This is a genomic window from Streptomyces sp. NPDC017246 (assembly GCF_044331325.1).
Classification (GTDB): Bacteria; Actinomycetota; Actinomycetes; order Streptomycetales; family Streptomycetaceae; genus Streptomyces.
Genome location: NZ_JBIRMW010000007.1, coordinates 157,197 through 170,385, shown reverse-complemented (window position 1 = coordinate 170,385; position 13,189 = coordinate 157,197). Strand labels below are relative to the sequence as shown.

Sequence of the window (13,189 nt, the reverse complement as noted above, 5' to 3'; positions counted from 1 at the left end):
ACGACCGTCACAGCGACCGAGGAGCTGAACCCTCATGAACACACTCGCCCACGCGGGCCCCGGCCCGTGGATCCTTCTCTTCCCCCTCGTCTGGGCGGCCGTGATCCTCGGGCTCGTCACCGTCGCCCGTCGCGTCGGCCTGCGCCGCGGACCTTTCGGCGGCTTCGGCCGCTTCGCCGGCCCGGAGCGCGACCGCGGGCCCGACGACACCTCGCCCATCGCCCTGCTCGGCCACCGGTTCGCCGCCGGAGAGATCGACGAGGACGAGTACTGGCGCCGGCTGACCGTGCTCGAAGAGCAGTTCGGCCGACGCACCGACACCAAGGGGCGCCGGGCATGACCACCACCGGAACACGCCCCCGGGCCACCCTGCCCGCCGCCGTCCGCGTCGTCGACGCCGTCAAGGTCTACGGGCGCGGCGACACCGAGGTCCGGGCCCTGGACGCGGTGAGCGTCGACTTCCCGGTCGGCCGCTTCACCGCCGTCATGGGCCCCTCGGGCTCCGGCAAGTCCACCCTGATGCACTGTGCCGCCGGGCTCGACACCCTCACCTCCGGCGCAGCCCTCCTCGGCGACACCGACCTGTCCACCCTCGACGACCGCCGTCTGACGCTGCTGCGCCGCGACCGGATCGGCTTCGTCTTCCAGGCCTTCAACCTGTTGCCGACCCTCACCGTCGCCGAGAACATCACCCTTCCGCTCGACCTCGCGGGACACACCGTCGACCGGGAGCGGTTCGACCGGCTCGTCGACACCGTCGGGCTCCGCGACCGCCTCCACCACCGGCCGAGCGAGCTCTCCGGCGGGCAGCAGCAGCGCGTGGCCGTCGCCCGTGCCTTCGCCGGGGACCCCGACGTCGTCTTCGCCGACGAGCCCACCGGCAACCTCGACTCGCGCTCCGGCGAGGAGGTCCTGCGGCTGCTCGGCCGGACGGTGCGCGAGACCGGCCGCACGGTCGTCATGGTCACCCACGACCCGGTCGCCGCCGCCCACGCCGACGAGGTGATCTTCCTCGCGGACGGCAGGCTCGTCGACCGGATGACGTCACCGACGGCCGACCGCGTACTCGACCGGATGAAGGCCTTCGACAGCCAGGCGCCCGTCACCACCGGGGGAGCGACGCCATGACGAACACCGGAACCGGAACCACGAGTACCCCGGCCTCCCTCCGCCTCGCCCGTTCCTCCCTCCGCGCGCACCGGCGCCGTTTCCTCGGCACCTTCGCCGCCGTCCTCCTCGGGGTCGCCTTCCTCACCGGCACCCTCGTCATGGGCGACACCCTGCGCGCGAGCTTCGACTCGATGTTCACCGGCGCCACCCGGGGCACGGACGCCGTGGTCCGCAGCGCCGTCACGGTGACCGCCTCGGGCGAGGCCCAGGGCACCCGCGGTCCCGTCGACGCGGCCCTCGCCGAGCGCCTCGCGCGTGTGCCCGGGGTCGCCGCAGCCGCGCCCCGCATCGAGGGCGCCGGCCAGCTCCTCGCCGCCGACGGCACCCCCGTCGGCGGCAAGGGGCCGCCCACCCTCGCCGGGAACTGGATCGAGGACCCGGCCCTCAACCCGTACCGGCTCGCGGAAGGCCGCGCCCCGAACGCCTCCGGGGAGGTCGTCGTCAACCGGGGGGCCGCGAAGACCGCCGGTCTCGCCCTCGGCGACACGACCGTGCTGCGCACCCCCGACCCGGTGCGCGTCACCGTCGTCGGTCTGGCCACCTTCGGCGGCGCGGACGGCATGGGCCAGGTCACCTGGGCCGGCCTCACCCGCTCCGACGCCGAGCGGTATCTGACGGCGAGCCCCGGCGAGGCGACGAGCATCGCCGTACGCGCCGGTCCCGGTGTCTCCCAGGAGGAGCTGGTCACCGCGCTCGCCCCCGCCCTCCCCGAAGGGGTCGAGGCGATCACCGGGCAGCGCGCCGCCGAGGAGAACACCGAGATGGTCTCCGGCCGCTTCCTCAGCCTCTTCACCACCTTCCTGCTGGTGTTCAGCGGGGTCGCGGTGCTCGTCTCCGTCTTCACCATCCACAACACCTTCGCCGTGCTCGTCGGCCAGCGGACCCGCGAGAACGCCCTGCTGCGCGCGATCGGCGCCGCCCGGCGCCAGGTCGTCACCGGCACCCTGGCCGAGGCGCTGACCGTGGGTCTGCTCGCCTCCCTCGGCGGACTGCTCGCCGGCATCGGCGTGGCGGCCGGACTCCAGGCACTGTTCCCGGCCGTCGGCTTCCCCTTCCCCGAGGGCGACCTGGTGGTGTCCGGTACCTCCCTGGCGCTGCCGCTCGGCGTCGGGCTCGCGGTCTGCGCCGGTTCGGCGCTCCTGCCCGCCGTACGAGCCGGGCGCACCGCCCCGCTCGCCGCACTCCGCGAGACGCGGGTGGACGCCTCGGGAACCTCCCGCACACGGGCGCTGACCGGCGGATCCCTGCTCGCCGTCGCGGTCGGCGCGGTGCTCGCCGGGGTGCTCGGCACACCCTCCCTGTGGCTCGCCGCCACCGGCGCCGCCCTCGCCGTCGCCGCCTTCGTGGTCCTCGGACCGGTCGCCGCCTCCGTCGCCGTACGGGTGCTGGCCCGCCCGCTGCGCGGTGCCAACCGGGGGCTCGCCCGCCGCAACGCCCTGCGCAGCCCGGGGCGTACGGCGGCCACTGCCACCGCCCTGATGATCGGCGTCGCCGTGGTCACCCTCTTCACGGTCTTCGGCGCCTCCCTCAAGGCGACCATGGACCGCACGGTCGACCGCTCCTTCGCGGGCGACGTGGCCATCAGCGGCGCCTCGTTTGGCGCGGGCGGCGCGGGCCTCAGCCCCCGACTGGCCCCCGCCGTGGCCGCGCTGCCCGAGGTCGACACCGCCGTGGGCCTGGGACGCGGGGTGGCGGAGGTGGACGGCCGGGGCCGCGCCCTGACGGTCACCGACCCGGCCGCCCTCGCCCGCACCCTCGACCTGGGGGAGGTACGGGGCTCGCTCACCGGACTCGGTGCGGACGGTCTCGCCGTCGCCGCAGACGAGGCGGCGTCCTCGGGTCTCGCTCCCGGCAGGACGGCCGAGCTGACGTTCACGGACGGAAGCCGGCGGACCTTCACCGTCCGCGCGGTCTACGAGCGCGCCGACCTCGCGGGCGAATACCTCGTCACCCGGGAGGCCTGGGCCCCGCACCGCACCCAGGACGCCGACACTCTCGTCGCCGTCTCCTTCGTGGACGGGGTCACCACCGACCGGGGCAGGGCGGCCGTGACCGAGGTCGCGGACCGCTACGGCCAACCGGAGGTGCAGACCCGGGAGGAGTACGCGGAGTCCTCGGCGGCCGGCATCGACATGATGCTCACCCTCGTGTACGCGCTCCTCGCGCTCGCCGTCCTGATCGCGCTGCTCGGCATCGCGAACACCCTGACCCTGTCCGTCCACGAACGGACCCGCGAACTGGGCCTGTTGCGGGCCGTCGGGCAGACCCGGGCCCAGCTGAAGGCCATGGTCCGCTGGGAGTCGGTCCTGGTGGCCGCGTTCGGCACGGTCGGCGGACTGCTCCTCGGCGGATTCCTCGGCTGGGTGCTGGTCCGGGCCTCGGAGGGTTCGGGCGACAGCGCGTTCGCCTTCGCCGTACCGGGCGTGCAGCTGGTGACCGTGGCCCTGGTCGGTCTCGTCGCGGGCGCCGTGGCGTCCTGGCGCCCGGCGCGCCGGGCGGCCCGCCTGGAGATCCTCCGGGCGATCGCCACGGAGTGAGGGGCGGGTCCGTGGCCACGGGCGGCGGTCAGCCCGCGCGGCCCGCCGGCAACCGGCGGGCCGTGGCCACGGCGGTGCTCGGCGCGAGGGCCGGCGCGGGGCTCGGCGCGAGGACGGGCTCGGGAACCGGGGTGAGGACGGGCTCGGGGACCGGCACGAGGACGGGCTCGGGGGCCGGGGCCGGCGCGGCCGGGGCGCTGAGCGGAACGCCGGGGAACGGCGTGTACCCCAGGAAGGGGCCCTCGGTCGCGGAGCCGTACACGGCGTGGGAACGGGTCGCGACCGGCGCGGGCGACGAGGGTGCCGAGAGCGTGAACCACACCACCTTCCCGTCGGCCCCACAGGGACGGACGCCCCAACTCTCGCTGACCGCGCCGACGATGGCGAGGCCCCGGCCCGATGTGGCCAGCTCGTCGAAAGCGTCGAGCGGGTCCGGACAGCCGGCCTTCGGTATGCGGGGGTCGTGGTCCCGGACGGAGACCGTGAGGCGGTCGAGCAGCAGCTCGATCTCCACGGTGCACCGCTTGTCCGGCTGCGCGTGCCGGTGGACGTTCGTCAGAAGCTCGGTGACACCGAGCACGGCATGGTCGATCAGAGGATCGAGATGCCAATGGCGAAGATGCGCGGAGACAATCCTGCGGACCTGTCCGATCCGCGACGGCAGAGCTTGAAGCTCCACCGCGTAATATCTGCTCGGCTCGCTGATCACGGCTGCGACTCCCCGAAGTAGTCCGGAAGAAGACGAAGATTCGGATCTCTCATGCGGTACAGCGGGGTGGTGGACTGAGCTCAGTGTCACCACCGGTAAACCCTCGGTGAGGTGCTTCCAGCGTGAACCAGTGGTGACCGTCCCGCAACTCACGGCGAACCGCGAGCCCCCTCGACGACTTCGGCAGCCCCCGGCGACGGCTTCAGCGCCGTCCCGCCGCCCGCTTGAGCGCCGCGAGGAACCGCCCCGACTGCTCCGCCGCGCCGCGGCCCTCACCCCCGGCGTCGCCGTCCTTGTGGAGCGTCAGCCGGTAACGGGTGCCGTTGACGGTCGCCACCGCCTCGTCGGGCTTCGCGAACCACGGCCGCCCCGCCCGGACCGCCGTCACGGGCGCGCTGTCGATCTCGCTGCCGTAACTCGTGAGAAGGGCGAGCCGCCCGTCCTCGATCCGCACCTCGCCGGCGCGTGTCAGTGACCGCGGCCAGCGGGCGATCCGCACACCCCTGGCGCTGAACTCGGGTTCCGACATACCGATCCGCCCCTTTCACCCGGTTGTCGTTCCCAGTGTGCCGGGCCGTCGCGGTCCGCACCAGTGGCCCTTCCGCAAGTCATCCCTATGGACAGTCAAAGGAAACGTTTGCCCAGGTGGGAGGGGTATTGTCGGCGGCGGGGCACCCCATGGAAGCGACCGAGGAGAAGCGCGGATGAGCACCACGGAGAACAGTGCGGTGAGCGGTGGGGTGGGCGGCGCGGAGAGCGGCGCCGTGAGCGGCGCGGCCACCGCGGCGGTGACCGTCGACATCGACCGCAGCGATCCCGCCTACCGGTCCTGGCTCAAGGAGGCCGTGCGCAAGGTCCAGGCCGACGCCAACCGCTCGGCCGACACGCATCTGCTGCGCTTCCCGCTCCCCGAGAAGTGGGGCATCGACCTCTACCTCAAGGACGAGTCCACCCACCCCACCGGCAGCCTCAAGCACCGCCTGGCCCGCTCCCTGTTCCTCTACGGCCTCTGCAACGGCTGGGTGCGGCCGGGAGCGCCCGTCATCGAGGCCTCCAGCGGCTCGACCGCCGTCTCCGAGGCGTACTTCGCGAAGCTCATCGGCGTGCCCTTCATCTCCGTGATGCCCCGCACGACCAGCCCCGAGAAGTGCCGGCTGATCGAGTTCCACGGCGGGCGGTGCCACTTCGTCGACGACTCGCGCACGATGTACGAGGAGGCCGCGGCGCTCGCCGAGCGCACCGGCGGTCACTACATGGACCAGTTCACCTACGCGGAGCGGGCCACGGACTGGCGCGGCAACAACAACATCGCCGAATCGATGTACCAGCAGCTGAAGTTGGAGCGCTATCCGGAGCCCGCCTGGATCGTGGCCACCGCGGGCACCGGCGGCACCTCGGCGACCATCGCCCGCTACGTCCACTACATGCAGCACGACACCCGTATCTGTGTCGCCGACCCCGAGAACTCCTGCTTCTTCGAGGGCTGGACGCACCACGACCCGGACGCCACCGCGGACTGCGGCTCGCGGATCGAGGGCATCGGACGCCCCCGGATGGAGCCCAGCTTCGTCCCCGGGGCCGTCGACCGCATGATGAAGGTGCCCGACGCGGCGAGCGTCGCCGCCGTCCGGGCCCTGGAGACCGCGATCGGCCGCAAGGCGGGCGGCTCGACCGGCACCGGCCTGTGGAGCGCCTTCAAGATCATCGCCGAGATGGTCGCCCACGAGCGGACCGGCAGTGTCGTCACCCTGATGTGCGACCCGGGCGAGCGGTACCTCGACAAGTACTACTCCGACGACTGGCTGGCCGCCCAGGGCCTCGACATCGCCCCGTACAGCGCCGTCATCGAACGCTTCCTGGCGACGGGCGCCTGGCCGGAGTGAGTCTCCGGTCCAGTCGGCGCGCCGCGTCCCTGAAGGAGAGCCCCACGCCCGGCCCCGCGAGGCGCAGACCGAGCCGCAGCGGGGCCGGGCCGTCGGCGGCCATCGTCCACCGCAGCCGGGTGCCCTTCCCGGTGGGGGAGAGGGCCCACTCCTCGGCGAGCGCCGTGATGCCGGGGGCGTTCGTCGAGTCGACCCGGTAGGCGTACCGGACGTCGGGCTCGGAGGCGAGGATGGTCTCCTCGAAGGCTATCCCGCCCCGCAGCCGGACGGTCCGGCCCGCGCCGTCGCCCGACGGGACGGCGGAGGTGACCGGGGTGAACCAGGCGGGCAGGCTCCCCACCTCCACGGCCAGAGACCGGTAGACGGCCGAGGGCGGGGCGGCGAGCGTGGCGGTGAAGACGAGACGGACGGGCGCGGATGCGGTGAAGTCGAGCTCCACCGGCCTCAGTCGGCGTGACATGGACCGAACCTCCCCAGGACGGACGCGAAAGAGCACCGTAGCTGACGAGATGTCAACAGCACAGGGGGAGGGGGCGGTGGCCCCGCTCACTCCTCCGGAGGCAGCACGGCTCACGCCGCGTGCGGCAGTAGTGGATCACCCCGCCCGCAGCAGCCCGTCCACGGCCCGCCCGAACAGGAACCGCCCCGCCCGCCGGAGCAGCGAGTCGAAGCCCTTCGGCACCCCTCGTACGGACAGCTCCTCCGTCCACACCACCCGGCTGCCGCCCCCGGGCAGCCCCGTCACCTCGACGAGCGCCCACCCCCGCACGACCCGGCCGGACTTCTCCAGTCGGCACGTCCCCGGGCGGTCCGCCGCCGGGGGTTCCCAGCGCACGACCTCCATCGGATCGTCGAAGGACAGCCGGCCGACGCCGGTACGGGCCGTGAACCGGGTCCCGGCCCGGTTCGGTCCCGGGGTCAGCACCCTCGTCCGGGTCAGCGGCACCTGGCGGCCGTGCGCCGGCCAGTCCGTGAGCCGCCGCCACACCTCCTCCGGTGCCGACGGCACCGTCCGCTCGACCCGGAAGAGGGTCATGCCTGCTCCTCGCCCGCCACCACGACCCCCGGCAGGTGCTCCATGACCTCGGCCCGGACGCTCTCGGGCAGGCCGCGGTCCGTCACCCAGGTGTCGACCTCGTCGAGGCCGGCGAAGGAACTGAGGCCCACCGTGCCCCACTTGGTGTGGTCGGCGACCACCACGACCCGGCGCGCGGACCGCATCAGGCATCCGTTCGTCTCCGCCTCCGCCAGGTTCGGCGTGGAGAGCCCCGCCTCCACGGAGATGCCGTGCACCCCGAGGAACAGCAGGTCGAAGTGGAGCGAGCGGACCGCCCGGTCGGCCACCGGACCCACCAGGGCGTCGGACGGCGTGCGCATCCCGCCCGTCAGGACGACCGTGGCCGCCCCGCGCCGCGACTCGTTCCCACTGCCCGCCAGTTGGGCCTCGTGGAAGACGTCCGCGACCCGGACCGAGTTGGTCACCACCGTCAGGTCGGGTACGTCGAGCAGGTGCCGTGCCAGGGCGTACGTCGTCGTCCCGCCGGACAGGGCGATCGCGCTGCCCGGCGCGACCAGGGCCGCCGCCGCTCGGGCGATCTCGTCCTTGGCGCTCGGTTCGAGCACCGACTTGGCCGCGAAGCCCGGCTCGTGGGTACTCGCCTCGACCACCGGAACGGCCCCGCCGTGCACCTTCGCCAGCATGCCCTGCCGGGCCAGCGCGTCCAGGTCGCGACGGATCGTCATGTCCGAGACACTGAGGCGCCGGGTCAGCTCGTTGACCCGTACACCGCCGCGTCGCCGTACCTCGTCGAGGATCAAAGCACGCCGCTGCTCCGCGAGGAGGTTCTGGTTGTCAGTCACCGCCGGGGCCGGTCCTTCCGCAGGAGTCAAGGGGATGGGTGTCGGATTCGGTGAGGAACGGTGCGCTGGCGTACGACCGTCCGCGATCCTGGTGCCGACGTCGCATCTTCCCACCCTGAGAGGAAGTCCCCTCAGTGTCCCCTGCCACACCCGCCCCGGAGAGCGGGGGCGCGGCGCTCGAACTCCTCGTCCACGGAGTCGGCGGAGCCACCCCCCAGGACATGCTCGACGACCCCAGGACCGTACGGATCACCGGCGACCGCACCGCCGCCATGCACCGGCGCGCCGAGGACCTCGACGCCGAGGACCACCCCGAGCGGTACGCCGCCCGCCCGGTCCCGGAGGCGTACGTCTGGTCCAACCTCACCTCGGGCGACGGCGCCCGCGCCCTCTGGCTGCTGCTCCTGCCCTTCATGGTCGCCAATCTGGCGCACTGGATGCGCCCGCCCGCCCAGGGCCGTCCCGGGCTCGTCCGGCTCTACGGGGTCCTCGTCCGGCTCGTCGCCCTCACCCTCACCGTGCTCCTCACCGCCGCCGCCTGCGAGGTCGCGCTCGACCTGACGGCCTGGCAGTGCGCCGCGAGCGCCGCCTGCGCCGACACGTACTCCTGGCTCGGCTTCCTGGCCGAGGGGCGCGGCGGCTGGTGGTCCGTGCCCGGCCGCCGGCTCGCCCTCGCGTCCCTGGTGCCGGCCCTCCTCGTCGGCCTGCTCTGGTACCTGTCGAACCGCACCTGGAGCGCGTACGAGGCCCAGCGCCCGCCCACCGGCTACGACGACCCCGTGGCGCAGCCGCCCGCCACCGCGCAGGCCGACGCGGGGGAGGCCACCCCCGTGCCCGCCGAGCCGCGACCCGCCCTCGGCCGCCCCGGCTTCTGGTACGGGCGCCGGCTCGTCGCCCGCCTCAGGGCCGCCCACACCTCCGCCGGTTTCCTCACCGTCGCCGCCGTCCTCGCCACCGCCGCCGGGCGCCACGACGCCGCCACCCCGGGGATCCGTGCCGTCCTGGGCTCGGTCCTCCAGGCCGCCGTCGCCGTCCTCGCCGTGCTCGTCGTCTCGGTCGTCTGCCGCCGGGGCCGCAGCGAACGCCGACTCGACCTGCGCGTCGAACGGGCCCTCGTCTCCTGGCTGCCCCGCGTCTCCCTCGCCCTGCTCCTCCTCACCGCCGTGCACACCGGCTGGTCCCGACCCGGCTGGAAGTCGGGCGGTTCCCTCCCCGGCGATGTCGCCTTCGGAGCCCTCACCCTCGTCCAGGGCGGCCTCGTCGTCGCCCTCGGTGCCGTCGCCCTGCTCCTCCAGCGGCCCCACCGGGACCCGCGCACCGCGCTGCGCGGACTCGGCGGCCCCGCCGTCGCGATGCTCGCCTGCGCGCTCGCCGGGGTCATGTCCGGCGGAGTCGCGCAGCGCGTCGCCGACTGGCTCGACGGGCCCGCCACCCCCGGCATGGGAGACGCGGGCCCCCGGATCGGCCCGCCCGTGCTGCTCAGCTGGCAGGCCTCCGTCATCCCCGTCCTGCTCCTCCTGCTGCTCGCGCCCGCCGCCCTCCTCGCCGTACGGACCGTCCTCACCGGCCGACGGCTGCGCGCCACGGTCGAGGACGACTACGACGCCGCCGGGGAACGCGACCCCGTCCGCACCGGACAGATCGCCGCCGGCCGGGCGCGGGCGTCGCTCACCGATTCGGCGCCCGTCCTCGTCGGTGTGATCTCCGGAGCGACCCTGCTCCTCGGGGCAGGCTCCGTCGTCGGCGCGTGGGCCAGCGGGAACGTCCCGGGGCGGGCCTTCGACGGCGCCCACCCGGCGATCGCCTCCCTGGCCTCGGCCACCCAGGCCATCGGCTCCTGGATGATCGGCTTCGGCTTCCTGCTCTTCGTCACCTGGGGCCGGCGCGCCTACCGCGACGCCTCCGCGCGCCGCACCATCGGCATCCTCTGGGACGTCGGCACCTTCTGGCCCCGCGCCGCCCACCCGTTCGCCCCGCCCTGCTACGCCGAACGGGCGGTACCCGACCTGACCTGGCGGATGAGCTCCTGGACCCGGAGCACCGGCGGCCGGCTCGTCATCTCCGGTCACTCCCAGGGCAGTGTCCTCGCCGCGGCCGCCGTCTGGCAGCTGCCGCCCACCACCCGCGGCCGGGTCGCGCTCCTCACCTACGGCTCACCCCTGGAGCGGCTCTACGGGCGCTGGTTCCCCGCCTACTTCGGCCCCGAGGCGCTCCGCGGCCTGAACCGCACGGTCCACTGCTGGAGCAATCTGTACCGCGCCACCGACCCCATCGGCGGGCCCGTCAGGGTCCCCGCCGAGGACGGCCGGCCGGCCGTCGACGGAGCGGTCCTGCTCGACCCGGTCGCCTACGGCCGCACCCGGGCGCACCCGCTGCCCGAACCGATCCTCGGGCACTCCGACTACCAGGCCGACCCGGCGTTCGCCCGTCGCCGCGGCGCCCTCCTGGACCGGCTGCCGCCCGCCCTGCCCCATCAGCGCGAGCCGAACAACCTCACGGATCAGGGGAGTTCGGGGAGATCGTCCGGATAGAGCAGCGTCAGGTCGTCCGTGCTCATCTCGGTGAGCGCGGCGACCCGGCCCGCGTGCCGCTCGACCATCGACTCGAAGGTCTGCCGCGCCGTACGCCCGTTGCCGAAGGCCGGGCCCTTGGGCAGCCTCACGAAGTACCTGAGCAGTGCCTCGTCGGTGCCCGCGGCGAGCCGGTACTCGTGCTCGTCCGCCTGCTGCCCCACGATCCGGAGCAGCTCGTCCGGGTCGTAGTCGCCGAAGGTGATGGTCCGTGAGAAACGGGACGCCACACCGGGGTTGACCGTGAGGAACCGCTCCATCTCCGCCGTGTAGCCCGCGACGATCACCACCACCGCGTCCCGGTGGTCCTCCATCAGCTTCACCAGCGTGTCGATCGCCTCACGGCCGAAGTCCCGGCCCGAGTCCTCCGGCGAGAGCGCGTACGCCTCGTCGACGAACAGCACCCCGCCGCGCGCCCGGTCGAAGGCCTCCTGGGTCCGGATGGCCGTCGAGCCGATGTGCTCGCCGACCAGGTCCACCCGCGAGACCTCCACCAGATGCCCGCGCTCGAGGACTCCGAGCGAGGCCAGGATCTCGCCGTAGAGCCGGGCGACCGTCGTCTTTCCCGTCCCCGGGTTGCCGGTGAAGACCAGATGACGCCGGACCGATGCGGCCTTGAGCCCGGCCTCCTGGCGTCTGCGACCCACCTCGATCATGTTGGTGAGGGTCCGTACCTCCAGCTTGACGCTCTCCAGGCCGACCAGGGCGTCCAGCTCCCCGAGCACGTCCTGCGAGGAGCGGGCGTCGACCGCCGGAACGTCCGGGGCCGGTACCGGAGCCGGAGCCGGGACTCGCGGCGCGGGCACGTTCCCGAGCAGCCCGCCCGACTGGGTGGCCGTCAGGACCGTCCCGCCGTCGGGTACGGAGGAACGGACCGCGCTCTCGTCGCTGGTGCAGTCCTCCGCGCTCGCGCCCTCCTCGGGGAACTCGTAACCGCCACGCGCGCACCGCTCCGTACGGCACTTGCGCAGCGTGGTCCGGCAGCCGTCCGTGACATGGAAGCCGTATCCGCCGCTGCCCGTGACCCGGCAGCCGGTGAAGGAACCGCGGCCCTCCGCCGACACGTAGAAACCGGCCTCGGCGGGCGAGGTGACCGTGCACCGGTCGATCGTGGGGTCGGCGCCCTTGGTGACGATGACCCCGGTCTGCACGGAGTCGAACGTGCAGCCGCCGAGGGTGCCGCCGCTGCCGTGGTCCCGGAACCAGGCGCCCGTGGAGGCCTCACGGATCCGGCAGTCGTCGAGCTGGGCCGTCGCCCCGTCGCTGACCGACACCGCCGTGTTCCGCACCTGCGACAGATCGCTGTCGACGACGTCCACCCGCGACCCTCGGTCGAGGACGAACAGCGCGTCCGGCACGTCGTGCACCCGGCAGGCGTCGAGGACGGCCGTCGCCCCGTCGCTCACCCACACCGCCGGGTAGTCGCCCGTACTGTCGTGGATCTCGCACTGGTTGGCGTCCACCCGGGTCCCCGGGTCCCACACCGACAGACCGTTGCGGCCGAAGCGGCGGACGGTCGACCGGGTCAGTGTCAGGACCGAGCGCGAGCGCAGGTCGACGGCGTTCTCCGGGACGTCGTGGATGTCGCAGTCCGAGAGCGTGAGCACCGCGTCGGTGTCGAGCGTGATGCCGTCCCCCGACGTGCGGTGCACGGAGGAGTCCGAGAGGTGGGCGGTGGCCCGGGCCGCGATCTGGAGGCCGGCGCCCTTGATCTCGTACACCTCGCAGCCGACGCCCTCGAGTCCGCTGCCCTCGCCGGTCACGGCGATCCCGGCGCCGGAGGCGTGGTGCACCCGGCAGCGCTCCAGACGGGGATGGGCCCCGCCGCGCACGGAGACGCCCGCCTGCCCGGCGGAGACCACCTCGCACTCCTCGAACACCCCGCCCGCGCCGTCGAGGACGGCGATGCCGACTCCGGCGGGATTGTCGACGGTGCAGCGGCGGACCGTCGGCCGGGCCGCGCCCCGCACCTCTATCCCGGCGGCGGAGCGGGTCATGATCCGCAGGTCGAGCAGCTCGGGGGTGCAGTCCTCGATGAGCAGCGCCGGTGCGGCGACGTCCTGCCCCTCGATGTGGAGGTCCTGCACGGTGACGGAGGCGCGCAGGGTCAGCGGCACCCCGTCCGGCGGGGCGATCCGCACCGAGCCGATCGCGCCCTCGGGGCCCCGCAGGGTGATCGCCCGCCGCACCACGAGGTTCTCCCGGTAGGTGCCGGGGGCGACGGTGAGTACGTCCCCGTCCCCGGCGGCCTCGAGGGCGGCGGCAAGCGAGGGGTACTCACCCGTGCGGCGCCGCCACCGCGATGTGCCGGTGTGCGTCACCTGGACCGTGCCCTGTGCCATGGGTGTGTCCTGCCCCCGCCTCATGCCTCGCCGCTGATCCGATGCCCCACCGTAGCGCGCGCGGCGGCACGGGGTTGACGGGTCGTGGGCCCGTGCCGGTACGACGGCGGAGAGGGCT

At 73.9% G+C, this 13,189-nt stretch carries 10 protein-coding genes and 1 pseudogene; 5 read left to right on the top strand and 6 right to left on the bottom strand.

Features of this window, described 5'->3' with window-relative positions; translation table 11 throughout:
- The first annotated feature begins 34 nt into the window (after nucleotides 1-34).
- Genes ACH4MY_RS18295 through ACH4MY_RS18285 form a run of 3 tightly spaced genes read left to right on the top strand, consistent with a single transcriptional unit; the run spans nucleotide 35 to nucleotide 3,707 of the window.
- Complete coding sequence (locus ACH4MY_RS18295) at nucleotides 35-340, top strand: SHOCT domain-containing protein (protein ID WP_398004167.1); 306 nt, start codon at nucleotides 35-37, stop codon at nucleotides 338-340.
- On the top strand, nucleotides 337-1,128 hold the full coding sequence (locus tag ACH4MY_RS18290; RefSeq protein WP_398004165.1) for an ABC transporter ATP-binding protein: 792 nt from the start codon (nucleotides 337-339) through the stop codon (nucleotides 1,126-1,128). The genes ACH4MY_RS18295 and ACH4MY_RS18290 overlap by 4 nt, the downstream gene beginning before the upstream one ends.
- Nucleotides 1,125-3,707 carry an FtsX-like permease family protein gene (locus tag ACH4MY_RS18285; RefSeq protein WP_398004163.1) on the top strand — a complete coding sequence of 861 codons (2,583 nt, stop codon included), beginning with the start codon at nucleotides 1,125-1,127 and terminating at the stop codon, nucleotides 3,705-3,707. The genes ACH4MY_RS18290 and ACH4MY_RS18285 overlap by 4 nt, the downstream gene beginning before the upstream one ends.
- Before the next feature lie 178 nt (nucleotides 3,708-3,885).
- Here the strand turns inward: ACH4MY_RS18285 and ACH4MY_RS18280 are convergent.
- Nucleotides 3,886-4,416 (bottom strand): annotated as a pseudogene (locus ACH4MY_RS18280) (ATP-binding protein); the annotation flags it as partial.
- A gap of 202 nt (nucleotides 4,417-4,618) precedes the next feature.
- Nucleotides 4,619-4,945: a hypothetical protein gene (locus ACH4MY_RS18275; protein WP_398004161.1), complete on the bottom strand. Its 327-nt coding sequence runs from the start codon at nucleotides 4,943-4,945 to the stop codon at nucleotides 4,619-4,621.
- A 175-nt stretch (nucleotides 4,946-5,120) separates the two neighbouring features.
- On the opposite strand from ACH4MY_RS18275, the gene ACH4MY_RS18270 reads away from it, so the two are divergent.
- On the top strand, nucleotides 5,121-6,299 hold the full coding sequence (locus tag ACH4MY_RS18270; RefSeq protein WP_398004159.1) for a PLP-dependent cysteine synthase family protein: 1,179 nt from the start codon (nucleotides 5,121-5,123) through the stop codon (nucleotides 6,297-6,299).
- Here the strand turns inward: ACH4MY_RS18270 and ACH4MY_RS18265 are convergent.
- The 3 genes from ACH4MY_RS18265 to ACH4MY_RS18255 form a co-directional block, all read right to left on the bottom strand.
- A complete protein-coding gene (locus ACH4MY_RS18265; RefSeq protein WP_398004157.1) occupies nucleotides 6,259-6,759 on the bottom strand; it encodes an SRPBCC family protein in 501 nt (166 codons plus the stop codon). The genes ACH4MY_RS18270 and ACH4MY_RS18265 overlap by 41 nt on opposite strands.
- A 135-nt stretch (nucleotides 6,760-6,894) precedes the next feature.
- Nucleotides 6,895-7,335 (bottom strand): SRPBCC family protein, encoded by a 441-nt coding sequence (locus ACH4MY_RS18260; RefSeq protein WP_398004155.1) that lies wholly within the window; start codon nucleotides 7,333-7,335, stop codon nucleotides 6,895-6,897.
- The gene (locus ACH4MY_RS18255) at nucleotides 7,332-8,159 is read right to left on the bottom strand and encodes a DeoR/GlpR family DNA-binding transcription regulator (protein WP_398004153.1); all 828 of its coding nucleotides are present in this window, start codon (nucleotides 8,157-8,159) and stop codon (nucleotides 7,332-7,334) included. Before ACH4MY_RS18255 ends, ACH4MY_RS18260 begins: the two co-directional genes overlap by 4 nt.
- Before the next feature lie 134 nt (nucleotides 8,160-8,293).
- Here ACH4MY_RS18255 and ACH4MY_RS18250 point away from each other — a divergent pair, with 134 nt between their 5' ends.
- The gene (locus tag ACH4MY_RS18250; RefSeq protein WP_398004151.1) at nucleotides 8,294-10,690 is read left to right on the top strand and encodes a hypothetical protein; all 2,397 of its coding nucleotides are present in this window, start codon (nucleotides 8,294-8,296) and stop codon (nucleotides 10,688-10,690) included.
- On the opposite strand, the gene ACH4MY_RS18245 is transcribed toward ACH4MY_RS18250, so the two are convergent.
- Nucleotides 10,660-13,071 carry a right-handed parallel beta-helix repeat-containing protein gene (locus ACH4MY_RS18245; protein WP_398004149.1) on the bottom strand — a complete coding sequence of 804 codons (2,412 nt, stop codon included), beginning with the start codon at nucleotides 13,069-13,071 and terminating at the stop codon, nucleotides 10,660-10,662. The genes ACH4MY_RS18250 and ACH4MY_RS18245 overlap by 31 nt on opposite strands.
- Between the last annotated feature and the right edge of the window lie 118 nt (nucleotides 13,072-13,189).